This window comes from Cereibacter johrii (assembly GCF_001720585.1).
In the GTDB taxonomy this organism is placed as follows: Bacteria; Pseudomonadota; Alphaproteobacteria; order Rhodobacterales; family Rhodobacteraceae; genus Cereibacter_A; species Cereibacter_A johrii.
The window spans coordinates 1-23,915 of sequence record NZ_MABH01000189.1 but is presented as its reverse complement, the minus strand read 5'-3'; the positions used below and the strand labels follow the sequence as shown (position 1 = coordinate 23,915).

Genomic DNA, 23,915 nt, shown 5'->3' with positions numbered 1-23,915 from the left:
TACCACCAGGCATAGCCGTCGGGCGCTACTTCGACCGAGAAGCAAGGTCCGCCAGTATCGCCTCGGCCGCGTGCCGTCCGGAGAGGGCCGCCATCGGCACGCCCGCCCCCGGATGGGCCCCGCCCCCCGCCAGCCACAGGCCCGGCAGCGCCGTTCCCGCCAGCGGGCGTTTCAGCGAGGCCAGCGCCCCGTGCGGGCTCAGCCCGTAGATCGAGCCCTGCGACGCCGGGAACAGGCGCGCGAAGCCCGTGGGGGCCGTCAGGCTCGTCTCGCCCGGCACCGGGTCGAAGGTCAGCCCGAACTGTCTCAGGCGGTCGAAGGTTCGGCTGCGACATTGCGCAAAATCCTCGGGTTTCGCGGGCCGGCCGGGCGGTCCGTTCATGATGATCTCGAATCGCTCGGGCCCGTCGGGCACCTGTCCGCCGGAGCGGTCCTCGGCGCAGATGTAGAGTGTCGCATCCTCCGGCATCTGTCCTGCGGCGATCGGTCCGAACTCGCGCCGGGGGTCGTCGGCGAAGAAGACGTTGTGGTGGACGAGCGGCGGGCCCGAGGCGCGGGCGGCATAGGACCAGACCCAGGCCGAGAGACTGCGCGGGTGGATCCGGTCCTCGGGCACCGCGGCCTGCGGCCCGTCGCCCAGAAGCCCCGCGAGGAGCGCCGCCGGATCGCCGTTGAAGACGACGTGATCGGCCGGAAGCGTCCGCCCGTCGGCCAGCTGAACGCCGGTGGCGCGGCCTCCCTGGCGCAGGATGCGCGCGACCGGCGCCCCGTAGCGCAGCCGCACGCCCTGATCCTCGGCCAGCCGGGCAAGCGCGAGCGCCAGCCGGTGCATCCCGCCCTCGACCGCCCAGACCCCGCGCGCCTCGGCCGCCCAGATCAGCGCGAGCACGCCCGGCGCGCCATAGGGCGTGCCGCCCACATAGGTGGCATAGCGCCCGAAGAGCTGGCGCAGGCGCCGGTCGCGGAAGAAGAGCCGCAGGAGCCGGTCGAGCGTCATGCCGGGCAGGAGCGCGGGCCATGTCCGGGGCGCCTTCAGGGCCCCGGTCGCGATGGCCCGCAGGTCCGGCCGGGCCGCGCGCATCATCGGCCGGTCGAAAGCGTCATAAAGCCGCGCCGAGAGGTCGTGGAAGCGGCGGAAGGCGCGGGCCTCGCGCGCGCCGGCGAAGGCCGCCACTGCCTCGACATTGGCCTCGAGGTCGGTGGTGAGGTCGAGCGTGCTGCCGTCGAGCCACCAGTGCCGGGCCAGAAGCGGCTGGGGCAGGAGGGTGAGGTGATGATCGAGCTTCTGCCCGCAAGCATCGAAGATATCGTCGAAAACCTCGCGCAGTGTGAGGACCGTCGGGCCCGCGTCCACGGGGCCCGCCACACTCGGGAGGGTGCGCATCCGCCCCCCCGGCGCCTCGCGCGCCTCGAGGAGCGTCACCTCGCACCCGGCCCGCGCCAGCCGGATCGCAGACGCCAGCCCGCCCATCCCGGCCCCGACCACAACCACCTTCGGCACAATCTGTCTCATGCCCGGGATTGTTGACACCCCGATGCGGGCTGTCCAGTATCAAAGACGAGAGGGTGTAAGAAAAAGTTGACACCTGTGGAGTCGGCGGCACGGTGGCCGCCCCGGGGCGCAGCGATGCGCCGGAGCTGTCCTATGAGGCACATGATGGCGTTTGAACAGCGGATTGAAGCGGCGATGGCAGCGGCGATCGCGCGGGGGCAGGGCTCCGAGGCGCCCTCGAAGCTGGCGACGGCGCTCGACTATGCGGTGACGCCCGGCGGCGCGCGCATCCGGCCCACGCTTCTGCTCAGCGTGGCCACGGCCTGCGGCGACGACCGCCCGGCCCTGTCGGACGCGGCGGCGGTGGCGCTCGAACTGATCCATTGCGCGAGCCTCGTGCATGACGATCTGCCCTGTTTCGACGATGCCGAGATCCGGCGCGGCAAGCCCACGGTGCACCGCGCCTATTCCGAGCCGCTCGCGATCCTCACCGGCGACAGCCTGATCGTGATGGGCTTCGAGGTGCTGGCCCGCGCCGCGGCCGACCAGCCGCAGCGGGCGCTGCAGCTGGTGACGGCGCTGGCGGTGCGGACGGGGATGCCGATGGGCATATGCGCGGGTCAGGGCTGGGAGAGCGAGAGCCAGATCAACCTCTCGGCCTATCACCGGGCCAAGACCGGCGCGCTCTTCATCGCCGCGACCCAGATGGGCGCCATTGCCGCGGGCTACGAGGCCGAGCCCTGGGAAGAGCTGGGCTCCCGCATCGGCGAGGCCTTCCAGGTGGCCGACGACCTGCGCGACGCGCTCTGCGATGCCGAGACGCTGGGCAAGCCCGCGGGGCAGGACGAGATCCACGCCCGGCCGAACGCGGTGCGCGAATATGGCGTCGACGGCGCGGCGAAACGGCTGAAGGACATCCTCGGCGGCGCCATCGCTTCGATCCCCTCCTGCCCGGGCGAGGCGATGCTGGCCGAGATGGTCCGCCGCTATGCCGAGAAGATCGTGCCGGCGCAGGTCGCGGCCCGCGTCTGAGCCGCCCGCACTCAAGGCCCCGCCTGCCGGGGCCGGATCGGAAAGGACTTCCATGAGCGCTCTCAGACCTCCCGCCCGCGGGGGGCTCGGCCTCTCCCGCCTCGGCGTGCGCCTTGCCGGCTCGCGCCGCTTCCAGCTCATCGCCGAGCGTGTGCCCTTCCTGCGCCGCATCGGGCGGCGCGAGGGAGAGGAGCTGTTCGACATCGTCGCGGGCTTCGTCCATTCGCAGGTGCTCTATGCGCTGGTCGAGCTGCGGGTGCTGCATCTGGTGGCCGAAGGGCCCCAGACGGTGCAGGCGCTGGCCGCGGCCACCGGGCTTGCGCCCGAGCGGATGCAGCTTCTCCTGCAGGGGGGCGCCGCGCTGAAGCTGCTCACGCGGAGGCGCGACGGGCGGTTCGATCTGGCGGTGCGGGGCGCGGCCTTCCTCGCGGTGCCGGGGCTCGAGGCGATGGTGGGCCATCACCATGTGCTCTACCGCGATCTGGCCGATCCGGTGGCCTTCCTGAAGGGCGAGACCGAGCCCGAGCTCGCACGTTTCTGGCCCTATGTCTTCGGCGCCGCGGGGGCGACCGACCCGGAGGTGACCGCCAAATATTCCCGCCTGATGACCGAGAGCCAGGGGCTCGTGGCCGAGGATGCGCTGCGACTGGTGGATCTGATGGGGGTCAGGCGGCTGATGGACGTGGGCGGGGGCACCGGCGCCTTCCTCGCGGCCGTGGGGCGGGCCTATCCGCTGATGGAGCTCATGCTGTTCGACCTGCCCATGGTGGCCGAGGCCGCGCCGCAGCGGCTGACCGAGGCGGGGCTTGCCGGGCGGTTCACCGTGCATGGCGGCAGCTTCCGCGACGATCCGCTGCCGCTCGGCGCCGATGCGATCAGCCTCGTGCGGGTGCTGTTCGACCATTCGGACGAGACGGTGAAGCTGCTCTTGCGCAGGGTGCGCGAGGCGCTGCCGGTGGGCGGGCGGGTGATCGTGGCCGAGGCCATGTCCGGGGGCGCCCGGCCGCACCGCGAGACGGACACCTACATGGCCTTCTACACCGCCGCGATGCGGACGGGGCGCGTGCGCTCGGCGGCCGAGATCGCGGAGCTGCTCACGGGGCAGGGCTTTTCGGAGATCAAGATCTTCCCCGGCCTCAGGCCCTATGTCGCGAGCGCGGTGACGGCCGTGCGTCCCTCTGACGCGCCGTGACGCGCGGGCGCAGCGCAATCGGACGCAGGGAGGCACTGTCCAATAAAGTTGACACTTCACGATGTCCCGTTAATGTTACACCTGAAGCGTCGATATAGGCCGACCCGAGTCCCCCTGGACCGCTCGGCCGGAAGAGCGCGGGGGAAAACGCTGTGAGAACGACCGCCGTCATCCTGTCGGGTCCGCGGGACCTTGGCCTTCAGACCATCCAGCTGAACGAGCCTGCGCCCGGCGACATCGTCGTCGAGATCACCCATTCGGGCATTTCGACGGGTACCGAAAAACTGTTCTACACCGGCCAGATGCCGCCCTTTCCGGGCATGGGCTACCCGCTCGTGCCGGGTTACGAGGCGGCGGGCGAAGTGGTCGAGGCGGCGCCCGACACGGGCTTCCGGCCGGGCGACCGGGTCTTCGTGCCGGGCTCCAACTGTTTCGCGCCGACCGATGCGGGACCGATCCGCGGCCTGTTCGGCGCGGCGACGAAGCGGCTCGTGACGCCCGCCCATCGCGCGGTGCGCATCGATCCCGCGCTCGAGGCCGAGGGGGCGCTTCTGGCGCTTGCCGCAACCGCGCGCCATGCGCTGGCCGGGTTGAACCATGTGCTGCCGGACCTGATCGTGGGTCACGGCACGCTGGGCCGGCTTCTTGCGCGGCTGACCATTGCCGCGGGCGGCGAGCCGCCGGTGGTCTGGGAGACCAAGGCGGAACGGCGCCGCCATGCGCAGGGCTACGAGGTCATCGACCCCGCGACCGACCAGCGCCGCGACTACCGCTCGATCTACGATGCGTCGGGCGATCCGAAACTGATCGACAGTCTGGTGATGCGGCTCGCCAAGGGCGGCGAAATCGTGCTGGCGGGCTTCTATACCGAGCCCGTCGCCTTCACCTTCGTGCCCGCCTTCATGAAGGAGGCGCGCCTGCGCATCGCTGCCGAGTGGCAGCCCGAGGACATGGTGGCTACCCGCGCGCTGATCGAGAGCGGGGCGCTTTCGCTTGCCAACCTGATCACCCACACCCGACCGGCGTCGGAGGCGGCCGAGGCCTATGCCACGGCCTTCAGCGACCCCGACTGTCTCAAGATGATCCTGGATTGGAGGGCCACCGCATGACGGATGCACCCGAACTGAAGGCGTTCGACCAACGCCTCCGCGACGAGGCGGCGGAAGAGCCGACGCTCGAGGTGCCGCAAGGCGAGCCGAAGAAGAAGACGCAGGTCATCGCGATCTACGGCAAGGGCGGCATCGGCAAGAGCTTCACGCTCGCCAACCTCAGCTACATGATGGCCCAGATCGGCAAGCGCGTGCTGCTGATCGGCTGCGACCCGAAGTCGGACACGACCTCGCTTCTGTTCGGCGGCAAGGCCTGCCCCACGATCATCGAGACCTCGGCGAAGAAGAAGCTCGCCGGCGAGGAGGTCCAGATCGGCGATGTCTGCTTCAAGCGGGGCGGCGTCTTCGCGATGGAGCTGGGCGGCCCGGAAGTGGGCCGCGGCTGCGGCGGGCGCGGCATCATCCACGGTTTCGAACTGCTGGAGAAGCTCGGCTTCCACGACTGGGACTTCGACTATGTGCTGCTCGACTTCCTGGGCGACGTGGTCTGCGGCGGCTTCGGCCTGCCCATCGCCCGCGACATGGCGCAGAAGGTGATCCTCGTCGGCTCGAACGACCTCCAGTCGCTCTATGTCACGAACAACGTCTGCTCGGCGGTGGAATATTTCCGCAAGCTCGGCGGCAACGTGGGCGTGGCGGGCCTCGTCATCAACAAGGATGACGGCACGGGCGAGGCCAAGGCCTTTGCCGAGGCGGTGCAGATCCCGATCCTCGCCACCATCCCGGCCGACGAGGACCTGCGCCGCAAGTCGGCCAACTACCAGATCGTGGCCATTCCCGGCACGCGCTGGGGGCCCCTGTTCGAGGGGCTGGCCCATGCCGTGGGCGAGGCGCTGCCGATCCGGCCGAAGCCGCTGTCGCAGGACGGGCTGCTCGACCTCTTCACGCCGGAGGCCGTGGGCGCCGATTTCGTGCTCGATCCCGCCACCGATGCCGACATGCGCGGCAAGAACGCGGCCCCGAAGAAATCGCTGGAAGTGATCTACGACGATGCTTGATCTCGATACCCTCGCGCGGCTCGATCAGGCGCTCCGTCAGATCGCCGCGCGCCAGAAGCGGAAGGGGGCAGGGCGATGAGCCAGACCCCAGGCGGCGCCCCGGTGGCGCCCGAGGCCATGGGCTGCCATTCGGCGGCCGACATGGCCGCCGCGGCCAGTGCCGCGGGCAATGGCGAGCTGATGGAGCGGTTCAAGGCCGATTATCCGGTCGGGCCCCATGACAAGCCGCAGAGCATGTGCCCGGCCTTCGGATCGCTGCGCACCGGGCTTCGGATGCGGCGGGTGGGCACGATCATCTCGGGCTCGGCCTGCTGCACCTACGGGCTCTCCTTCGTCTCGCATTTCTACGGTGCGCGGCGCTCGATCGGCTATGTGCCCTTCAACTCGGAATCGCTCGTCACGGGCAAGCTCTTCGAGGACATCCGCGAGGCGGTCCACGAGATGGCCGATCCGCAGCGATACGATGCCATCGTGGTGACGAACCTCTGCGTGCCCACCGCCTCGGGCGTGCCGCTGCGGCTGCTGCCCTCCGAGATCAACGGCGTGCGGATCGTGGGCATCGACGTGCCGGGCTTCGGCGTGCCGACCCATGCCGAGGCCAAGGACGTGCTGGCGGGGGCGATGCTGAAATATGCCCGCTCCGAGATCGAGGCGGGCCCGGTGCAGGCGCCGGTCTCGGGCCGGTCCGACCGGCCGACCGTGGCGCTTCTGGGCGAGATGTTCCCGGCCGATCCGGTGATGATCGGGGCGCTGCTGGCGCCCCTGGGTCTCGCTGCGGGGCCCGTGGTGCCCTGCCGCGACTGGCGCGAGCTCTATGCCGCGCTGGACAGTGGCGTGGCCGCCGCGATCCACCCGTTCTACACCGCCTCGGTCCGCGAGTTTCAGGCCGCGGGCCGCGCCATCGTGGGCTCCGCCCCCGTGGGCCATGACGGCACCGCCGCCTGGCTTGCCGCCATCGGCGAGGCCTACGGCATCGCCGCCGACAAGGTGGCTGCCGCGCAGAACGCCTTCCTGCCCGCGATCAAGGGTGCGCTGGCCGGCGCGCCGATCAAGGGCCGCATCACGCTCTCGGGCTATGAGGGCTCCGAGCTGATCGTGGCGCGCCTGCTGATCGAGAGCGGCGCCGAGGTGCCCTATGTGGGCACGGCCGCGGGCAGGACGCCCTGGAGTGCCGCCGACCGCGAATGGCTCGAGGCCAGAGGCACGGTCGTGAAGTTCCGCGCCTCGCTCGAGGACGATCTCGCCGCGATGCAGGGCTTCGAGCCCGACCTCGCCGTGGGCACGACGCCGGTGGTGCAGAACGCCAAGTCGCTGGGCATCCCGTCGCTCTACTTCACCAACCTCATCTCGGCCCGGCCGCTGATGGGGCCGGCCGGAGCGGGCAGCCTCGCGCAGGTGATGAATGCGGCCATCGGCAACCGCGAGCGGATGTCGAGGATGAAGGCCTTCTTCGCCGGTGTGGGCGAGGGGGATACGGCCGGCATCTGGGAGGGCGCGCCCAACCTGCGCCCCGACTTCCGTGCCGCGCACCAGAAGAAGCTCGAGAAGGCCGCCCGGGCCGCCAAGTCCGAGGAGATGATCTGATGCTCGTGCAGGATCATGACAGGGCAGGGGGCTACTGGGGCGCCGTCTATGCCTTCTGTGCGGTGAAGGGGCTTCAGGTGGTGATCGACGGCCCGGTGGGCTGCGAGAACCTGCCCGTGACCTCGGTGCTGCATTACACCGACGCGCTGCCCCCGCACGAGCTGCCCATCGTGGTGACGGGCCTCGGCGAGAGCGAGATGAGCGAGGGCACCGAGGCCTCGATGAGCCGGGCCTGGAAGGTGCTGGATCCGGCGCTGCCCGCGGTGGTGGTCACGGGATCGATCGCCGAGATGATCGGCGGCGGCGTGACGCCGCAGGGCACGAACATCCAGCGCTTCCTGCCGCGCACCATCGACGAGGACCAGTGGGAAGCGGCCGACCGGGCGATGACCTGGATCTTCTCGGAATTCGGGATGACCAAGGGTCGCATGCCGCCCGAAGCCAAGCGCCCCGAGGGGGCGAAGCCGCGGGTGAACATCCTCGGGCCCATGTACGGCGTCTTCAACATGGCCTCGGACCTGCACGAGATTCGCCGTCTGGTCGAAGGGATCGGCGCCGAAGTGAACATGGTGATGCCCCTGGGCGCGCATCTGGCCGAGATGCGACACTTGGTCAATGCCGACGCCAACATCGTCATGTACCGCGAATTCGGCCGCGGGCTGGCCGAGGTTCTGGGCAAACCCTACCTCCAGGCGCCCATCGGGGTCGAGAGCACGACCGCCTTCCTGCGCCGTCTCGGCGAGATTCTGGGCCTCGATCCCGAGCCCTTCATCGCGCGCGAGAAGCACTCCACCCTGAAGCCCGTGTGGGATCTGTGGCGGAGTGTCACGCAGGACTTCTTCGGGACGGCCAATTTCGGAATCGTGGCGACCGAAACTTATGCAAGAGGCATCCGAAACTACCTCGAAGGCGATCTGGGGCTGCCCTGCGCCTTCGCCGTGGCCCGCAAGAGGGGCTCGAAGACCGACAACGAGGCGGTGCGCGGACTGATCCGCCAGCACCGTCCGCTCGTGCTCATGGGGTCGATCAACGAGAAGATTTACCTTGCGGAACTCAAGGCCGGCCACGGCCCGCAACCCTCTTTCATCGCTGCCTCTTTCCCGGGTGCGGCGATCCGGCGCGCTACCGGAACGCCCGTTATGGGATATGCAGGTGCCACGTGGTTACTGCAGGAAGTTTGCAACGCCCTGTTCGACGCCCTGTTCCACATCCTGCCCCTCGGCACGGAGATGGACAGCGCCGCCGCCACGCCGACGACACTGCGCCGCGACTTCCCGTGGGATGCCGATGCGCAAGCGGCCCTGGACCGCATCGTAGAGGAGCATCCGGTTCTCACCCGGATCAGCGCCGCGCGTGCCTTGCGCGACGCCGCCGAGAAGGCTGCCCTCGATGCCGGTGCCGAGAGGGTCGTGAGAGAGACTGTCGAAGCCCTGCGTGGGCCGGGCTTCGGCGAGAGGAAGGGAGAGAACCAATGAGCGATCATGCCGTCAACACGCCGGTCCATGCCGCCAGGGCCCACGGGCACCGAGCACCGCGTGCCGAGTTCTACGTCTACTTCGCCGTCATTCTGCTGGGCGCCTTCCCGGTGGCCTTCGTGAGCTGGATCGTCTCGACGATCCGCCACCGCAGGCTGCCCAAGCGCGGCCCCTTCGCGTCCGCCTGGTTCGATGCCAAGGCGATCACGCCGCTGATTTTCCGCGCCTGACCGCAGGTCAGGACGCGACACGCCATTCGTCGTCTCCCCAAGGGGCGGCGGATTAATCGGGAGGGCATGGTGCCTTACCGTAACCCACGCCACCAGCATGTGGCGTCAGTCTTACGATCCGGAGGATAGCATGGCTGATAAATCCGACCTGGGCTACACAGGTCTTACGGACGAGCAGGCGCAGGAATTGCACTCCGTCTACATGAGCGGTCTTTGGCTGTTCAGCGCGGTGGCGATCGTCGCTCACCTCGCTGTGTACATCTGGCGTCCGTGGTTCTGAGGAGAACAAGATCATGAGCAAGTTCTACAAAATTTGGATGATCTTCGACCCCCGTCGCGTGTTCGTGGCTCAGGGCGTGTTCCTGTTCCTCCTCGCGGTGATGATCCACCTCATCCTGCTGAGCACCCCCAGCTACAACTGGCTGGAAATCTCTGCCGCCAAGTACAACCGCGTCGCCGTCGCCGAGTAATCGGGCCGGCCCTCCGTCGCGGGCGGCACCCACCGCCCGCGACGATTCCAAGGTTCAGCCATTGAGACGGCTCCGCTTCGCGCGCAAGCGCGGGTTGGGCCGACTGCAAGCGGAGAGGGAAGCATGGCACTGCTCAGCTTCGAGCGAAAATATCGCGTGCCGGGGGGCACGCTGGTCGGCGGAAACCTGTTCGACTTCTGGGTCGGCCCTTTCTATGTCGGCTTCTTCGGGGTTGCGACGTTTTTCTTCGCGGCCCTGGGTATCATTCTGATTGCCTGGAGTGCCGTACTCCAGGGCACCTGGAACCCCCAACTCATCTCTGTCTACCCGCCGGCCCTTGAATATGGCCTGGGAGGTGCACCCCTCGCAAAAGGCGGGCTGTGGCAGATCATCACGATCTGCGCCACCGGTGCCTTCGTCAGCTGGGCGCTGCGCGAAGTCGAAATCTGCCGTAAGCTGGGCATCGGGTACCATATCCCGTTCGCCTTCGCGTTCGCCATCCTGGCCTACCTGACGCTGGTGCTGTTCCGCCCGGTGATGATGGGCGCCTGGGGCTATGCCTTCCCCTACGGGATCTGGACGCACCTCGACTGGGTGTCGAACACGGGCTACACCTACGGCAACTTCCACTACAACCCTGCCCACATGATCGCCATCACGTTCTTCTTCACGAACGCGCTGGCTCTGGCGCTGCACGGCGCCCTGGTGCTCTCCGCGGCCAACCCCGAGAAGGGCAAGGAAATGCGGACGCCGGATCACGAGGACACGTTCTTCCGCGATCTGGTCGGCTACTCGATCGGGACGCTCGGCATCCACCGCCTCGGCCTGCTGCTCTCGCTGAGCGCCGTCTTCTTCAGCGCCCTCTGCATGATCATCACCGGCACCATCTGGTTCGATCAGTGGGTCGACTGGTGGCAATGGTGGGTGAAGCTGCCGTGGTGGGCGAACATCCCGGGAGGCATCAATGGCTGAGTATCAGAACATCTTCACCCAGGTCCAGGTCCGCGGACCGGCCGACCTGGGGATGACCGAAGACGTCAACCTGGCCAACCGTTCGGGCGTCGGTCCCTTCTCGACCCTGCTCGGCTGGTTCGGCAACGCCCAGCTCGGCCCGATCTATCTCGGCTCGCTCGGCGTCCTGTCCCTCTTCTCGGGCCTGATGTGGTTCTTCACCATCGGGATCTGGTTCTGGTATCAGGCGGGCTGGAACCCGGCCGTCTTCCTGCGCGACCTGTTCTTCTTCTCGCTCGAGCCGCCGGCACCCGAATACGGGCTGTCCTTCGCGGCTCCGCTGAAGGAAGGCGGTCTGTGGCTGATCGCGTCGTTCTTCATGTTCGTCGCGGTCTGGTCCTGGTGGGGCCGCACCTATCTCCGCGCTCAGGCGCTGGGCATGGGCAAGCACACCGCCTGGGCGTTCCTCTCGGCCATCTGGCTGTGGATGGTGCTGGGCTTCATCCGTCCGATCCTCATGGGGTCCTGGTCGGAAGCGGTTCCCTACGGCATCTTCTCGCACCTCGACTGGACGAACAACTTCTCGCTCGTCCACGGCAACCTGTTCTACAACCCCTTCCACGGTCTCTCGATCGCCTTCCTCTACGGTTCGGCCCTGCTCTTCGCGATGCACGGCGCGACCATCCTCGCGGTCTCCCGCTTCGGCGGCGAGCGCGAGCTGGAGCAGATCGCCGACCGCGGGACGGCAGCGGAGCGGGCCGCCCTCTTCTGGCGCTGGACCATGGGTTTCAACGCCACGATGGAAGGCATCCACCGCTGGGCCATCTGGATGGCGGTCCTCGTGACCCTCACAGGCGGCATCGGCATCCTGCTCTCGGGCACGGTCGTGGACAACTGGTACGTCTGGGGCCAGAACCACGGCATGGCGCCGCTGAACTGAGGAGCGATCACAATGGCTGACAAGACCATCTTCAACGATCACCTCAACACCAATCCGAAGACCAACCTTCGCCTCTGGGTCGCCTTCCAGATGATGAAGGGTGCGGGCTGGGCCGGCGGCGTGTTCTTCGGGACGCTCCTTCTCATCGGGTTCTTCCGGGTGGTCGGGCGGATGCTTCCGATCGACGAGAACCCCGCTCCGGCGCCGAACATCACCGGCGCTCTGGAGACCGGGATCGAGCTGATCAAGCATCTCGTCTGAGACAAGTCTCGGGGCAGGGCGGCAGCAGGCCGCCCGCCCCTCCAAGTCCGGGCCAGATCGCCGGCCCGGGTCCGGGGCGACACCACAGCCCGGTTCCCTTCCTGTTGGCGACAGGGACCTGGTGCCGTGTGGAAGACCGCACGGCACCCTTTTGACATTCACGGGAGGCTCTGATGACCAATCCCACCCCGCGACCCGAAACCCCGCTTTTGGATCGCGTCTGCTGCCCGGCCGACATGAAGGCGCTGAGTGACGCCGAACTGGAGCGGCTGGCCGACGAAGTGCGTTCCGAGGTGATTTCGGTCGTTGCCGAGACGGGAGGACATCTGGGATCCTCGCTGGGGGTGGTCGAGCTGACCGTCGCGCTGCATGCGGTCTTCAACACGCCCACCGACAAGCTCGTCTGGGACGTGGGCCACCAGTGCTACCCCCACAAGATCCTCACCGGCCGGCGCGAGCAGATGCGCACGCTGCGCCAGAAGGGCGGCCTCTCGGGCTTCACCAAACGCTCGGAATCCGCCTACGACCCGTTCGGCGCGGCCCATTCCTCGACCTCGATCTCGGCCGCGCTCGGCTTTGCCATGGGCCGCGAGCTGGGCCAGCCCGTGGGCGACACGATCGCCGTGATCGGCGACGGCTCGATCACCGCGGGCATGGCCTACGAGGCGCTGAACCACGCGGGCCACCTGAACAAGCGCCTGTTCGTGATCCTGAACGACAATGACATGAGCATCGCGCCGCCCGTGGGGGCGCTTGCGCGCTATCTCGTGAACCTCTCCTCGAAGGCGCCCTTCGCCACGCTGCGGGCGGCCGCCGACGGGCTCGAGGCCTCGCTGCCGGGGCCGCTCCGCGACGGGGCGCGCCGGGCGCGCCAGCTCGTGACCGGGATGCCGGGCGGGGGCACGCTCTTCGAGGAGCTGGGCTTCACCTATGTCGGCCCCATCGACGGCCACGACATGGAGGCGCTCCTCCAGACGCTGCGCGCGGCGCGGGCGCGTACCACGGGGCCCGTGCTCATCCATGTGGTGACGAAGAAGGGCAAGGGCTACGCCCCCGCCGAGAACGCCCCCGACAAGTATCACGGGGTGAACAAGTTCGACCCCGTCACGGGCGAGCAGAAGAAGTCGGTCGCCAACGCGCCGAACTACACCAAGGTCTTCGGCACCACGCTGACCGAGGAGGCCGCGCGCGATCCGCGCATCGTGGCCATCACCGCCGCCATGCCCTCGGGCACCGGCGTCGATATCATGCAGAAACGCTTCCCGAACCGCGTCTTCGACGTGGGCATCGCCGAGCAGCATGCCGTGACCTTCGCGGCGGGCCTCGCCGGGGCCGGGATGAAGCCCTTCTGCGCGATCTATTCCTCGTTCCTGCAGCGCGGCTACGACCAGATCGCCCATGACGTGGCGCTGCAGAACCTTCCCGTCCGCTTCGTGATCGACCGCGCGGGCCTCGTGGGCGCCGATGGCGCGACCCATGCGGGGGCCTTCGACGTGGGCTTCCTGACCACGCTCCCGAACATGACCGTGATGGCCGCGGCCGACGAGGCCGAGCTCATCCACATGATCGCCACCGCCGTGGCCTTCGACGAGGGCCCCATCGCCTTCCGCTTCCCGCGGGGCGAGGGGGTGGGCGTCGAGATGCCCGAGCGCGGGACCGTGCTGGAACTCGGCCGGGGCCGGGTGGTGCGCGAGGGGACGGATGTGGCGATCCTGTCCTTCGGCGCGCATCTGCACGAGGCGTTGCAGGCGGCGAAACTCCTCGAGGCCGAGGGGGTGAGCGTGACCGTGGCCGACGCCCGCTTCTCGCGCCCGCTCGACACGGGGCTGATCGACCAGCTGGTGCGCCATCATGCGGCGCTGGTGACGGTGGAGCAGGGGGCCATGGGCGGCTTCGGCGCCCATGTCATGCATTATCTCGCCAATTCGGGCGGGTTCGACGGGGGCCTCGCGCTGCGGGTCATGACGCTGCCCGACCGCTTCATCGAGCAGGCGAGCCCCGAGGACATGTATGCCGATGCGGGGCTGCGGGCCGAAGACATCGCGGCCACGGCGCGGGGCGCGCTCGCCCGGGGGCGCGTGATGCCTCTCCGGCAGACGGCAAAGCCGCGGGCGGTCTGATCCCGCAGCGCTGACCGGCTGGCCGGTCAGCGCCCCGCGAGCCTGTGGCCCAGGGCCGCGAGCCACGAGGGCGGGCCGCCCGCCTCTTCCTGCCGGTCGGCGGCCTCGAGCAGCCGATACATGCCCCGCACGCCCAGCCAGCGCAGCGGCTCGGGCTCCCACCGGCGGACACGGCGGTTGACCCACGGCAACCGCGTCAGCGCTGTGTCGCGTTTGAGCGCGAGATCGGCCAGCGTGCGCGCCGCGAGGTTCGAGGTCGAGACCCCGACGCCCACATAGCCGCCCGCCCAGCCGATGCCCGTGGTGGGATCGAGGCCCACGGTCGCGCACCAGTCGCGCGGCACGCCCAGCACCCCGCACCAGGAATGGTCGATCCGCGCCTCGGCCGCGCCCGGGAAATGCCGCTGCAGCCGCTTGAGAAGATGGGCCACGGTGACGGCATCGGCCTCGCCCCGCTCGTCGATCCGCGAGCCCATGCGGTAGGCCCGCCCGCGCGCGCCGACCGCGATCCGCCCCTCGCGCGTGCGCTGGCAGTAGCAATAGGCATTGGCCATGTCGCCGAGGATCTCGGCCCCCTCCCAGCCGATCCGATCCCAGACCTCGGGCGGCAGCGGCTCGGTCACGATCTGGGCCGAGTTGAGCGGCAGCCAGTCGCGCTTCGTGCCGGGCAGGGTGGCGGTGAAGCCCTCGGTCGCACGCAGGATGATGGGCGCCTGCACGGTGCCCCGCCGGGTCTCGACCCGACCGGGGGCGATGCCCAGCACCTCGGTGCCTTCCGCGATCCGCACGCCGCGCCTCTCGGCGGCGGCGGCGAGGCCGCGGACGAGCTTGGCGGGCTGCACCCGTGCGACGCCGCCCACCACCATGGCCCCTTCCGTCTTCGGAATGCGGATGCGCCGCGCCACCGCGTCCGCCTCGAGGAAGGACACCCGCTCTTCGCCCCAGCTCTGGCGGTGGCGCACCTCGGCCTCGGCGCGGGCCCGTTGTGCGGGCGTCACCGCCACCATGAGCTCGTCGGTCCGGTGGATGTCGGCATCGATCCCCTCGGCCTCGGCCACCCGGATCACCTCGTCCACCGTGCCGCTCATGGCGGCCACCATCGCGCGCACGCCCTCGGCCGTCCCGGTCGAGAGATACCGGTCGTGCGTCCAGGCGAAGCTGCCGGTGAGCCAGCCGCCATTGCGCCCCGAGGCACCGAAGCCCGCGAATTCCTTCTCCAGCACCAGCACCTCGAGCTCGGGCGCCTGCTCCTTCAGATAGAGCGCCGTCCAGAGCCCGGTGTAGCCCGCCCCCACGATGCAGACATCGGCCCGCGCATCGCCCGCCAGCGGAGGCCGCGGCTGCGGCACCCCGCCGATGTCGGCATACCAGAAGGAAATGTCGCCGTTGCGGGCGGGAGAGGGCGTCATGGCAGGGCTCCGGCTCTGTGCCTGCGCAGAGTGGACGGGCGGACGGCCGCTCGCAAGGGCGTGTGATGGCGGCCACTCTGTGGATAAACCCGTTCCGCCGTCTGTTGCCGCGCCTGCGCATCTGTGGCAAGAGGATGGAGACTGTAGCGGACGGAAGAGCTTGGCAGATGACGGATTTTGCGACGCGGCGCATGATGATGGTGGACACGCAGATCCGCCCTTCGGACGTGACCAAGTTTCCGATCATCGATGCGATGCTGACCGTGCCGCGCGAGGTCTATGTGCCGCGCCCCCTGCGGGAAGTCGCCTACATGAGCGAGAACGTGGTGGTGGCGCCGAACCGCGTCCTGCTCGAGCCGCGGACCTTCGCGAAGCTGCTCGACACGCTGAACATCCAGCCGGTGGAATCGGTGCTCGATGTGGCCTGCGGGCTCGGCTATTCCTGCGCCGTGATCGCCCGGCTGGCGGAAGCGGTCGTGGGCCTCGAGGAGGACGAGCAGCTTGCCGCCGAGGCGCAGCGCACCCTCTCGGCCGAGGGCGTGGACAATGCGGCCGTGATCGTGGGCCCCCTGACCAGCGGGGCCGCCAAGCACGGGCCCTATGATGTCATCACGGTCGAAGGCGCGGTCGAGACGGTGCCGCAGGCGCTGCTCGACCAGCTGAAGGAAGGCGGCCGGATCGGCTGCATCTTCATGGAAGGCCCGCTCGGCGTGGCCCGCATCGGATACAAGGTCGACGGGGCGATCACCTGGCGCCCGGTTTTCAATGCCAGTGCCCCGGTCCTGCCGGGGTTCGAGGTGAAGCGCGATTTTGCGTTGTAAGGCAAGTCTTTCAGAAACAAGAGATTGACGGGACAGTGGAGAGGGCAATGAGAAAGATCAGACTGTGGGCCGTGGCGACCTGCTCGGCTCTGGCGGTGATGGCCTCGTCCGCGGCACAGGCGGAGACGCTCGCCGATGCCCTTATCTCCGCCTACCGCAGCAGCAACCTCCTCGAACAGAATCGCGCGCTTCTGCGGGCGACCGACGAGGATGTGGCGGTGGCCGTCGCGGCGCTCCGCCCCGTCGTGCAGTTCGTCGCGCAATCGACCTACAGCTTCCAGCGGGTTCATGCGGATGCGACGCTCGTGACCCCCGCAGGACGCAGCAACGTGGAGAACCTGAACTCCTCGGTCGGGCTCACCGCCTCGATGACGCTCTATGACTTCGGGCGCAACGCGCTCGCCGTCGAGGCCGCCAAGGAGACGGTGCTGGCCACCCGCGAGGCGCTGGTGCAGGTCGAGCAGAACGTGCTGCTCGATGCGGTCAATGCCTATGTGCAGGTGCAGCTCGCGCAATCCATCGTCAATCTGCGGCGCAACAACCTCGGGCTGATCGATCAGGAACTGCAGGCGGCGCAGGACCGGTTCGACGTGGGCGAGGTCACGCGCACCGACGTGTCGCAGGCCCAGGCCGCGCTGGCGGCCTCGCGGTCCGACCTGACCTCGGCCGAGGGCGATCTCGTGGTGGCACGCGAGGCCTACAAGGCCGCGGTGGGCCATTATCCGGTCGATCTCGCGCCGCGTCCCGCCGCGCCGCGCACCGCCGCGACCGTCGAGGCGGCCCGTCAGGTCGCGCTCCGCGCCCATCCGCAGGTGCGTCAGGCCCAGCGGCAGGGGGCGGCGGCCGATCTGAACGTGGCGCGCGCCAAGGCCGCGATGCGCCCCTCGATCAGCGCCGAGGCGAATGTGGGACTCGACGACGAAGGGCAGGAATCGGCCAGCGTCGGTCTCTCGCTCCGGCACACGCTCTATGCCGGGGGCGAACTGTCCGCGCTCTACCGCCAGACGCTCGCCAACCGCGATGCGCAGAAGGCGAACCTGCTGCAGACCGGCGTGAACGTGGCGCAGAATGTGGGCATCGCCTGGTCGACGGTCGAGGTGGCCTCCGCCGCCATCGCCGCGGGTGACGAAGAAGTGCGCGCCGCCCGCACCGCCTTCGAGGGCGTGCGCGAGGAAGCGACGCTCGGCGCCCGGACCACGCTCGACGTGCTGAACGCCGAGCAGGACCTCCTGAACGCGCAGGCCGACCGTCTCACCGCCGAGGCGCAGCGCTATGTGGGCATGTATCAGGTGCTGGCCTCGATGGGGCTGCTCACCGTCGAACATCTCAATCTTGGCATTCCGACCTACGATCCGGCGGCCTACTACAATGCCGTGAAGAACGCGCCGGCCACCAGCTCGCAGGGCAAGCGGCTCGACCGCGTGCTGAAGTCGATCGGCCGGAACTGAGACTTTCCTTCTTGCGGGGCGCGGGGTCGGACAGTCCGGCCCCGTTTCCTTTTTGGCGTGCATGGGCGGGTATCGACCCTTCCCCGACCGGAACTTGTGCCGGAGGCCCATGCCTCTTAGACTGAGAAGATGCCAGGACCGGAGAGCCAGATGACGGAACGCATGACCAATGTGGAGTATGGGGATGTTCTGTCCTCGATCCGTCGGCTGGTGGCCGAGGGCGCGGGAGGCGAGCCCCTGCCGGTCGGCCCCGATCCCTTGGTCCTGACCCCGGCGCTTCGGGTGGTGACGCCGGCCGATCCCGTGCCGCCGGCGCCCTTCATGGAGGCCGAGGAGGACTGGCTGCCCGAGAGCGATCCCGAGACCGGCGCGCCCTTCATCCGGCCTGCGACGGTCGTGAGCCTCGCTGGTGGAGCGGCGCGGGTGGATCTCACGGCGCCCCATGCGTCCCCGGCCGAACCGGACGGGATGGAGAAGGCGGGCTCACCCGCCGCGCCGGAGGCGGAGCCGGCTGCCGATCCGGTCCCGCAGGATCCGCGCGCTGGACGGAGCGCGGCCGGAGAGGAGGCGCGCCAGCAGCAGGAGGCTGCCACGGCGGATCGCGAGACCCGCCTGCCTGTGTCAGCCGCCGCGCGGGCGCCCGCCGCCTCCGAGGGGGCGCTCGATCTCGAGGACGACCGTCTGCGCGCGATGGTGCAGGCCGTGATCCGCGAGGAGCTTCAGGGCGAGTTGGGCGAGCGCATCACCCGCAACATCCGCAAGCTGATCCGCGCCGAGATCCATCGCGCGCTCCTGGCCCGCGATTCCTCCTGACGACCTCGGCCCGAGCCGATCGGCGAGGTCGCCCCCAAGGCGGCCGGGCGCGGCCCGGCCATCTGCCATGGTCTCCCATGCGGTGAAACGCGGGAGTGTCGCCGCCCCCCGACCGGAGACCCGGAGCGAGAGGATCGCCGCGACCCTCTTCGCCTCGACCTGTCCGGGAATGCTCCAGGACGCCGCCCCGAGAGCGAGTTGGGGATACCGCAAGCCCGGACGTGGAGTGCCGAGGCGCGTGCGCGCCGCGTCTGAGAGGGCCCGGCCGAAGCCGGGTAAAACCTCGCCCCCGGTCGATGCGCCCAAAGAAAAACGCGCCCCGAAGGGCGCGTCGTCCTGTCGATGGCGGATGGCTCAGGCCGCTTCGGCCTGATCCATTTCGAGCGCATGGCGCCGCTCGCTCTCTTCGCGCGAGAGCGCAACCGAGGTGCGGATGCCCTTGCTCACAAATTCCATCAGTCCCTTCACGACCCGCTCGTTGGGGTCGATCCCGGCGCAGGAAAGCACTTCGCGCCCGTCGCGCGACCGTGCCCAGCGGGCGATCTGTTCCGGCCCGTTGCCATACTTCTTGTCGTCCGCGATGGCATCATCCAGCGCGGCCAGCACCACGGCAGCGAACAGTTTTCGGGCACGTTGCCCCTGTTCGAAGTTGAAAGCGGTGCTGTCAATGAAATCGGCCATGAGTTTGTCCTGTTCTTGCTCTTTTCTCTTGTGGCGTTCGGCGAATATGCATAACCAGCCGCGATTCAGGATGTTCCGTTTGGAATGTCCGCCATGCACTGTGGTCAAGTCTCGTAGCCGACGGCCCCCGCTTCCAGAGGCATTGCCGCCCGATCCGGGGGCATATATAGCGTAGCGCCACAGCCGATCAAGCGCGCCGGGATGCAGCATGCCGAAGATTAACGGAAACGAGATCAAGCCGGGGTTCATCCTCGAGCATGACGGGGGACTCTGGGCGGCCGTGAAGGTCAACCATGTGAAGCCCGGCAAGGGCGGGGCTTTCGCGCAGGTGGAGCTCAAGAACCTCCGCGACGGGCGCAAGTTGAACGAGCGGTTCCGCTCCGAGGACAAGGTGGAGCGCACCGAACTCGAGAACAAGGACCAGCAGTTCCTCTATGAAAGCGACGGCCGGCTGATCTTCATGGATGCCGAAAGCTTCGAACAGGTCGAGATCGACGCCGAGCTTCTGGGCGAACGGCGGCCCTTCCTGCAGGACGGGATGGTCGCCACGGTGAACTATTTCGGCGACGAGCCGCTGAACGTCACGCTGCCGGCGAAGGTCCGCTGCCGCGTCGTCGAGACCGAGCCGGTGGTGAAGGGCCAGACCGCCGCCAACAGCTACAAGCCGGCCATCCTCGACAACGGGATGCGGATCATGGTGCCGCCCTTCATCGGACCGGACGAGGAGATCCTCGTGCATACCGAATTCATGGAATATTCCGAGCGCGTCTGACCGCCCTCGACACGGGGGCGGGATCGGCCGGCCCGCAGGCACAGGCTCCGCCCGAGCGGCGCGCCCCGCGCACGGCCCTCCTCCTTCATTCTGGCGCAAATATCCTCGGGGGGTGCGGGGGGCGGAAAGCCCCCCGCGGGTGGCCGTCACTCCGCGAGCGGATCCAGATGCAGGATGGCCTCGCCCGCGCGCATCTCGCCCTCGGCCCGGTCGTGGCGGACATGGGCGATGGCGCGGTCGCCCGAGCGGGTGAAGAGCGTGCCCGCGGGCTTGCCGTCGGCGGTGATCTCGGCTCCGAACGGTGCCTCGCCCGAGATGCTCACGCGCACCAAACCCTTCCGCAGCTCGGTCTTGTGCTTCATGCGGGCGGTCACTTCCTGGCCCACATAGCAGCCCTTGCGGAAGTCCACGCCGTGCAGCCGCTCAAAGCCCGATTCGAGCAGGTAGCTGTCGTCGGGGATCAGCTCGAGCCCGCTTTCGGGGATGAGATGGGCCACGCGGATCGCGTCCCAGTCCACTTCGGGGGCGCCGCCGTCGAGCCCGTAGCCGCGCCAGCCGAGGGCCGGGTGGCGCGGGTCGGGCAGGGCGCCTGCGGGCGCCTCGCCAAGGCCGCGCACGACCGACAGGTCGAGCGGCGCGATCTGCACGTCGGCGCGCAGGCGATACATGGTGAGCCGCCTCAGCGTAGGCTCGGCCACCCGCTCCGAGATGTCGATGAAGAGCCGCCCGCCGGTGCGGACCACGAAGAAGTCCGCCAGATACTTTCCCTGCGGCGAGAGGAGCGCCGCCCAGACGATCCCGTCGGAGGTCTCGAGCGGTCGGACGTCGTTCGAGACGAGCCCCTGCAGGAAATGCAGGCCGTCCTTGCCCGAGATGTCCCAGAGCCTGCGGTCGGTTGCGATCTCACCCGGCATCGGCCTCTCCGTTCCTGAACTGGAGCCGGTGCAGGTCGGCATAGAGACCGCCCCGCGCCAGCAATTCCTCGTGCGTGCCCTGATCGACGACGCGGCCCGCTTCCATGACCACGATCCGGTCGGCCTGCCGCACGGTCGAGAGCCGGTGGGCAATGACCAGCGTCGTGCGCCCTTCGCCGAGCCGGCTCAGCGCCTCGGCCACCAGCGCCTCGGAGGCTGCGTCGAGCGCCGAGGTCGCCTCGTCGAGGAGCAGCACCGGCGCATCCGACACGAGCGCGCGGGCGATGGCAACCCGCTGGCGCTGACCGCCCGAAAGACGCGAGCCGCGCGGCCCCGCGGGCGTCAGATCGCCCTCGGGCAGGCCGTCGACGAACTCTGCCACATGCGCGGCCTCGAGCGCGGCCCGGAGCCGGTCGCGCGGCACCTCGCGGCCGAGGGTCACGTTCTCGCGGATCGTCTCGTCGAAGAGGCCCGCCTCCTGCGAGACGACGGCGAATTGCGCGCGCAGGTCCGACAGAGACATGTCCGCCGCGTCGACGCCGTTGAGGAGCACGCGCCCCGCATGGGGCTCGACGAGGCCGGTGAGCAGATGGAAGACCGTGCTCTTGCCCGCGCCCGACGGGCCCACGAGGGCGGTCATCTTGCCTGGCGCTGCCCGGAAGCTGAGGCCGTTCAGCACGGGATGCTCGTCGTAGGCGAAATGCACGTCCTCGATCAGGATCTCGGGAACGCCCGCTTTAGGCGTGGCGGTGGCCGGGCGGCGCAGCACGTCGGGTTCGGTGTCGAAGAGCCGGTATATCCGCTCGAGGCTGGCGGCCGCGATCTGCCAGAAGCCCGAGAGGTCGCCCAGACGCCGGAGCGGCTGGGAGGGGAGGGCCATGGCGGTGAAGAAGGACATGAATTCGCCCGTCGTCCGCTCGCCCGAGGCGATCTCGCGCCCGCCGAGGACGAGCACGGCGAAGAAGCCGATCCCGGTGATGACATCGATCAGCGCGGGCATGGTGGCCCGGCCCACCGCCATCTTGAGCTCGCCCCGCACGATCAGATCGACGATCCGCCGGAACCGGTCGAGCTGGTAGGTCTCCATCCGGTTCAGCTTGATCGGCTGGATGCCGTGGAAGATCTCGTCGAGCCGGGTGGAGCGTGCCCCGGCCTGCACCCGCATCTGGCGCGTCTTCTTGCGGATGTAGCGCTGCACGACCACCGTGGGCAGGATCAGGAGCGGCGCCCCCACCAGCGCGGCCAGTGTCCAGACCGGATCGATGGAGACCGCCACGGCAAAGAGCCCGATCAGCGAGACCGCGTCGCGCCCCATCCCGAGGATCACGCTCGACCAGACGCCCTGCACGGCGTTGGTGTCGCCCTGCACCCGCTCCATCAGCGCGCCGGGCGGGTTCTTCTGGAAGAAGCCCTGATCGAGGGTCAGGATGTGGCGGAGCAGATCCACCTGCATCGAGGTCGAGCTGATCTGCGAGACCCGCGTGAGAATGGCCTTGGAAGCCACCGAGGTGATCGCGCGCAGTACGAAGAGGCCGAGGATCGCGAGGCCCACCCAGGGCAGCAGGTTGTTGCCGCCCGGGGCGAAGACGCGGTCGAAGAGCGGCTGGATCAGCCAGGAGAGCGCGCCGAGCGTCGAGCCCTCGATCACGTTGAGCAGGAAGGCTATGCTCATCGTGCCCGTGTGGCGCTTGAGATAGCCGTGCCAGAGCCGGCCGAACAGTCGGCCGGAGCTGTAGCGCGGATCGGCGGGTGTGCGGGGCAAGGGCGGCCTCGTCAAAGGGTCCGCAGGGTCTATCGCGAAAGCGCGGCCGGTGGCAAGGCGGCGAGGGGCGGGGCCCCCGCGCGCGGCCGCCGCGAGCAGGCGAGCATCCTGTTCCGCGATGCGGTCGCGGGGCCCCCACGCGCGGCCGCAGGTCCGGGCCCGCGCGCGCCGATTGACCTTCTTCGGACGCGGGCGTAGCCATCTCGGGCCAACTCCCGGAGAAGATCCATGTCGCTTGCGCACGGCCGTCCCTACCTTGCCATTCCCGGTCCCTCCGCCATGCCGGACCGGGTGCTGAACGCCATGCACCGTGCCGCGCCCAACATCTACGAAGGTGCCCTGCACGAGATGGTGGCCAGCCTCTGGCCGGACCTGAAGCGCATTGCCGGCACCGAGCATCAGGTCGCGCTCTATATCGCGAACGGGCACGGCGCCTGGGAGGCGGCCAACGCCAACCTCTTCAGCCGCGGCGACCGGGCGCTGGTGCTGGCCACCGGCCGCTTCGGCCACGGTTGGGCCGAGAGCGCCCGCGCGCTCGGCGTCGATGTGCAGCTGATCGACTTCGGCCGGACCGCGCCCGCCGATCCCGCACGGCTGGAGGAGGCGCTGCGGGCGGACCCCGGGCATCGGATCAAGGCGGTGCTGGTGACCCATGTCGACACGGCCACCTCGATCCGCAACGATGTGGCCGCGCTCCGCGGCGCCATCGATGCCGTGGGCCATCCGGCGCTGCTCGCGGTCGATTGCATCGCCTCGCTCGCCTGCGACGAATATCGCATGGACGAATGGGGGGCCGACGTGACGGTCGGCGCCAGCCAGAAGGGGTTGATGACCCCGCCGGGGCTGGGCTTCGTGTGGTATTCCGACCGCGCGCTCGACCGGTGCCGTGCGTCGGATCTGCGCACGCCCTACTGGGACTGGACGCCCCGCAGCTTCGGCACCGAATTCTGGCAGCATTTCTGCGGCACGGCACCGACCCATCACCTCTACGGGCTGCGGGCGGCGCTCGACATGATCCTCGAGGAAGGGCTGCCCGCGGTCTGGGCGCGCCACGAGGCGCTGGCGCGGGCGGTCTGGACGGCCTTCGACCACTGGGGCGCGGGCAATCCCGAGATCGCGCTCAACGTGGCCGATGCCGCAGAGCGCGGCCGGTCGGTGACGGCGGCCCGGATGGGCGCGCCCCATGCGACGCGGCTGCGGGAATGGACCGAGACGCGGGCGGGCGTGACGCTCGGCATCGGCCTCGGCATGGCGCTGCCCTCCGAGCCCGCCTATCACGGGTTCCTCCGGGTCGCGCACATGGGCCATGTGAACGCCCACATGACGCTCGGCGCGCTCGCGGTGATGGAGGCGGGCCTTGCAGCCCTCGAGATCCCGCACGGGGAGGGGGCGCTGGCCGCCGCCGCCGCCGCCCTCGGCGCGGCAGCCTGATCCGGGGCGC

At 69.2% G+C, this 23,915-nt stretch carries 23 protein-coding genes; 18 read left to right on the top strand and 5 right to left on the bottom strand.

Annotation, left to right across the window (positions count from 1 at the left end):
- Positions 1 to 25 precede the first annotated feature (25 nt).
- Positions 26 to 1,513: a 1-hydroxycarotenoid 3,4-desaturase CrtD gene (crtD, locus tag A9O63_RS17270; protein ID WP_069333033.1), complete on the bottom strand. Its 1,488-nt coding sequence runs from the start codon at positions 1,511 to 1,513 to the stop codon at positions 26 to 28.
- Positions 1,514 to 1,657: 144 nt separating this feature from the next.
- On the opposite strand from crtD, the gene A9O63_RS17265 reads away from it, so the two are divergent.
- The 13 genes from A9O63_RS17265 (at position 1,658) to dxs (ending at position 13,854) form a co-directional block, all read left to right on the top strand.
- Positions 1,658 to 2,524, top strand: a complete 867-nt coding sequence (locus tag A9O63_RS17265; protein ID WP_069333040.1) for a polyprenyl synthetase family protein — start codon at positions 1,658 to 1,660, stop codon at positions 2,522 to 2,524.
- 52 nt (positions 2,525 to 2,576) lie between these two features.
- Entirely contained in the window at positions 2,577 to 3,716 is a 1,140-nt protein-coding gene (locus A9O63_RS17260; protein WP_069333032.1) for a methyltransferase, read from the top strand.
- Between the two features lie 152 nt (positions 3,717 to 3,868).
- Positions 3,869 to 4,825, top strand: coding sequence for a chlorophyll synthesis pathway protein BchC (gene bchC / locus A9O63_RS17255; protein ID WP_009565695.1), 957 nt, complete (start codon positions 3,869 to 3,871; stop codon positions 4,823 to 4,825).
- Positions 4,822 to 5,823 carry a chlorophyllide a reductase iron protein subunit X gene (locus A9O63_RS17250; RefSeq protein ID WP_043763104.1) on the top strand — a complete coding sequence of 334 codons (1,002 nt, stop codon included), beginning with the start codon at positions 4,822 to 4,824 and terminating at the stop codon, positions 5,821 to 5,823. Before bchC ends, A9O63_RS17250 begins: the two co-directional genes overlap by 4 nt.
- A 75-nt stretch (positions 5,824 to 5,898) precedes the next feature.
- Positions 5,899 to 7,407, top strand: a complete 1,509-nt coding sequence (bchY, locus tag A9O63_RS17245; protein ID WP_069333031.1) for a chlorophyllide a reductase subunit Y — start codon at positions 5,899 to 5,901, stop codon at positions 7,405 to 7,407.
- Positions 7,407 to 8,882 carry a chlorophyllide a reductase subunit Z gene (gene bchZ / locus A9O63_RS17240; RefSeq protein WP_002720425.1) on the top strand — a complete coding sequence of 492 codons (1,476 nt, stop codon included), beginning with the start codon at positions 7,407 to 7,409 and terminating at the stop codon, positions 8,880 to 8,882. Before bchY ends, bchZ begins: the two co-directional genes overlap by 1 nt.
- Positions 8,879 to 9,112 carry a photosystem biosynthesis protein PufQ gene (pufQ, locus tag A9O63_RS17235; protein ID WP_009565703.1) on the top strand — a complete coding sequence of 78 codons (234 nt, stop codon included), beginning with the start codon at positions 8,879 to 8,881 and terminating at the stop codon, positions 9,110 to 9,112. The genes bchZ and pufQ overlap by 4 nt, the downstream gene beginning before the upstream one ends.
- Positions 9,113 to 9,242: 130 nt before the next feature.
- The gene (pufB, locus tag A9O63_RS17230) at positions 9,243 to 9,392 is read left to right on the top strand and encodes a light-harvesting antenna LH1, beta subunit (RefSeq protein ID WP_002720423.1); all 150 of its coding nucleotides are present in this window, start codon (positions 9,243 to 9,245) and stop codon (positions 9,390 to 9,392) included.
- A gap of 13 nt (positions 9,393 to 9,405) precedes the next feature.
- Positions 9,406 to 9,582, top strand: coding sequence for a light-harvesting antenna LH1, alpha subunit (pufA, locus tag A9O63_RS17225; RefSeq protein ID WP_002720422.1), 177 nt, complete (start codon positions 9,406 to 9,408; stop codon positions 9,580 to 9,582).
- 123 nt (positions 9,583 to 9,705) lie between these two features.
- Positions 9,706 to 10,554: a photosynthetic reaction center subunit L gene (pufL, locus tag A9O63_RS17220; RefSeq protein ID WP_069333030.1), complete on the top strand. Its 849-nt coding sequence runs from the start codon at positions 9,706 to 9,708 to the stop codon at positions 10,552 to 10,554.
- Positions 10,547 to 11,473, top strand: a complete 927-nt coding sequence (gene pufM, locus A9O63_RS17215) for a photosynthetic reaction center subunit M (RefSeq protein ID WP_069333029.1) — start codon at positions 10,547 to 10,549, stop codon at positions 11,471 to 11,473. Before pufL ends, pufM begins: the two co-directional genes overlap by 8 nt.
- A gap of 12 nt (positions 11,474 to 11,485) precedes the next feature.
- Positions 11,486 to 11,734 carry a reaction center-light-harvesting complex protein PufX gene (gene pufX, locus A9O63_RS17210; protein ID WP_069333028.1) on the top strand — a complete coding sequence of 83 codons (249 nt, stop codon included), beginning with the start codon at positions 11,486 to 11,488 and terminating at the stop codon, positions 11,732 to 11,734.
- A 173-nt stretch (positions 11,735 to 11,907) separates the two neighbouring features.
- Entirely contained in the window at positions 11,908 to 13,854 is a 1,947-nt protein-coding gene (gene dxs, locus A9O63_RS17205) for a 1-deoxy-D-xylulose-5-phosphate synthase (protein WP_069333027.1), read from the top strand.
- Between the two features lie 26 nt (positions 13,855 to 13,880).
- Here dxs and A9O63_RS17200 read toward each other — a convergent pair whose 3' ends face one another.
- Entirely contained in the window at positions 13,881 to 15,263 is a 1,383-nt protein-coding gene (locus A9O63_RS17200; protein ID WP_069333026.1) for an NAD(P)/FAD-dependent oxidoreductase, read from the bottom strand.
- Positions 15,264 to 15,430: 167 nt separating this feature from the next.
- On the opposite strand from A9O63_RS17200, the gene A9O63_RS17195 reads away from it, so the two are divergent.
- From A9O63_RS17195 to A9O63_RS17185, 3 genes are all read left to right on the top strand, one after another.
- Positions 15,431 to 16,084, top strand: a complete 654-nt coding sequence (locus tag A9O63_RS17195; protein ID WP_069333025.1) for a protein-L-isoaspartate O-methyltransferase family protein — start codon at positions 15,431 to 15,433, stop codon at positions 16,082 to 16,084.
- A 47-nt stretch (positions 16,085 to 16,131) separates the two neighbouring features.
- Positions 16,132 to 17,532: a TolC family outer membrane protein gene (locus tag A9O63_RS17190; protein WP_069333024.1), complete on the top strand. Its 1,401-nt coding sequence runs from the start codon at positions 16,132 to 16,134 to the stop codon at positions 17,530 to 17,532.
- Between the two features lie 150 nt (positions 17,533 to 17,682).
- Positions 17,683 to 18,345: a hypothetical protein gene (locus A9O63_RS17185; RefSeq protein WP_069333023.1), complete on the top strand. Its 663-nt coding sequence runs from the start codon at positions 17,683 to 17,685 to the stop codon at positions 18,343 to 18,345.
- Positions 18,346 to 18,699: 354 nt separating this feature from the next.
- Here A9O63_RS17185 and A9O63_RS17180 read toward each other — a convergent pair whose 3' ends face one another.
- Positions 18,700 to 19,026 carry a DUF6280 family protein gene (locus A9O63_RS17180; protein ID WP_002720413.1) on the bottom strand — a complete coding sequence of 109 codons (327 nt, stop codon included), beginning with the start codon at positions 19,024 to 19,026 and terminating at the stop codon, positions 18,700 to 18,702.
- A gap of 208 nt (positions 19,027 to 19,234) precedes the next feature.
- Here A9O63_RS17180 and efp point away from each other — a divergent pair, with 208 nt between their 5' ends.
- Positions 19,235 to 19,798, top strand: coding sequence for an elongation factor P (gene efp / locus A9O63_RS17175; RefSeq protein ID WP_002720412.1), 564 nt, complete (start codon positions 19,235 to 19,237; stop codon positions 19,796 to 19,798).
- Positions 19,799 to 19,944: 146 nt separating this feature from the next.
- Here efp and ygfZ read toward each other — a convergent pair whose 3' ends face one another.
- Both ygfZ and A9O63_RS17165 read right to left on the bottom strand, forming a co-directional pair.
- Complete coding sequence (gene ygfZ / locus A9O63_RS17170) at positions 19,945 to 20,712, bottom strand: CAF17-like 4Fe-4S cluster assembly/insertion protein YgfZ (protein WP_069333022.1); 768 nt, start codon at positions 20,710 to 20,712, stop codon at positions 19,945 to 19,947.
- A complete protein-coding gene (locus A9O63_RS17165) occupies positions 20,702 to 22,474 on the bottom strand; it encodes an ABC transporter ATP-binding protein (protein WP_069333021.1) in 1,773 nt (590 codons plus the stop codon). Before A9O63_RS17165 ends, ygfZ begins: the two co-directional genes overlap by 11 nt.
- A gap of 228 nt (positions 22,475 to 22,702) precedes the next feature.
- Between A9O63_RS17165 and A9O63_RS17160 the strand changes: the two genes are divergently transcribed.
- The gene (locus tag A9O63_RS17160) at positions 22,703 to 23,905 is read left to right on the top strand and encodes a pyridoxal-phosphate-dependent aminotransferase family protein (protein WP_069333020.1); all 1,203 of its coding nucleotides are present in this window, start codon (positions 22,703 to 22,705) and stop codon (positions 23,903 to 23,905) included.
- Positions 23,906 to 23,915 lie beyond the last annotated feature (10 nt).

Bases quoted from the DNA above. Each gene is read 5' to 3' on its own strand.
- crtD (WP_069333033.1), bottom strand. From the start codon at position 1,513: ATGAGACAGATTGTGCCGAAGGTGGTTGTGGTCGGGGCCGGGATGGGC.
- A9O63_RS17265 (WP_069333040.1), top strand. From the start codon at position 1,658: ATGGCGTTTGAACAGCGGATTGAAGCGGCGATGGCAGCGGCGATCGCG.
- A9O63_RS17260 (WP_069333032.1), top strand. From the start codon at position 2,577: ATGAGCGCTCTCAGACCTCCCGCCCGCGGGGGGCTCGGCCTCTCCCGC.
- A9O63_RS17250 (WP_043763104.1), top strand. From the start codon at position 4,822: ATGACGGATGCACCCGAACTGAAGGCGTTCGACCAACGCCTCCGCGAC.
- bchY (WP_069333031.1), top strand. From the start codon at position 5,899: ATGAGCCAGACCCCAGGCGGCGCCCCGGTGGCGCCCGAGGCCATGGGC.
- bchZ (WP_002720425.1), top strand. From the start codon at position 7,407: ATGCTCGTGCAGGATCATGACAGGGCAGGGGGCTACTGGGGCGCCGTC.
- pufQ (WP_009565703.1), top strand. From the start codon at position 8,879: ATGAGCGATCATGCCGTCAACACGCCGGTCCATGCCGCCAGGGCCCAC.
- pufB (WP_002720423.1), top strand. From the start codon at position 9,243: ATGGCTGATAAATCCGACCTGGGCTACACAGGTCTTACGGACGAGCAG.
- pufA (WP_002720422.1), top strand. From the start codon at position 9,406: ATGAGCAAGTTCTACAAAATTTGGATGATCTTCGACCCCCGTCGCGTG.
- pufL (WP_069333030.1), top strand. From the start codon at position 9,706: ATGGCACTGCTCAGCTTCGAGCGAAAATATCGCGTGCCGGGGGGCACG.
- pufM (WP_069333029.1), top strand. From the start codon at position 10,547: ATGGCTGAGTATCAGAACATCTTCACCCAGGTCCAGGTCCGCGGACCG.
- pufX (WP_069333028.1), top strand. From the start codon at position 11,486: ATGGCTGACAAGACCATCTTCAACGATCACCTCAACACCAATCCGAAG.
- dxs (WP_069333027.1), top strand. From the start codon at position 11,908: ATGACCAATCCCACCCCGCGACCCGAAACCCCGCTTTTGGATCGCGTC.
- A9O63_RS17200 (WP_069333026.1), bottom strand. From the start codon at position 15,263: ATGACGCCCTCTCCCGCCCGCAACGGCGACATTTCCTTCTGGTATGCC.
- A9O63_RS17195 (WP_069333025.1), top strand. From the start codon at position 15,431: ATGACGGATTTTGCGACGCGGCGCATGATGATGGTGGACACGCAGATC.
- A9O63_RS17190 (WP_069333024.1), top strand. From the start codon at position 16,132: ATGAGAAAGATCAGACTGTGGGCCGTGGCGACCTGCTCGGCTCTGGCG.
- A9O63_RS17185 (WP_069333023.1), top strand. From the start codon at position 17,683: ATGACGGAACGCATGACCAATGTGGAGTATGGGGATGTTCTGTCCTCG.
- A9O63_RS17180 (WP_002720413.1), bottom strand. From the start codon at position 19,026: ATGGCCGATTTCATTGACAGCACCGCTTTCAACTTCGAACAGGGGCAA.
- efp (WP_002720412.1), top strand. From the start codon at position 19,235: ATGCCGAAGATTAACGGAAACGAGATCAAGCCGGGGTTCATCCTCGAG.
- ygfZ (WP_069333022.1), bottom strand. From the start codon at position 20,712: ATGCCGGGTGAGATCGCAACCGACCGCAGGCTCTGGGACATCTCGGGC.
- A9O63_RS17160 (WP_069333020.1), top strand. From the start codon at position 22,703: ATGTCGCTTGCGCACGGCCGTCCCTACCTTGCCATTCCCGGTCCCTCC.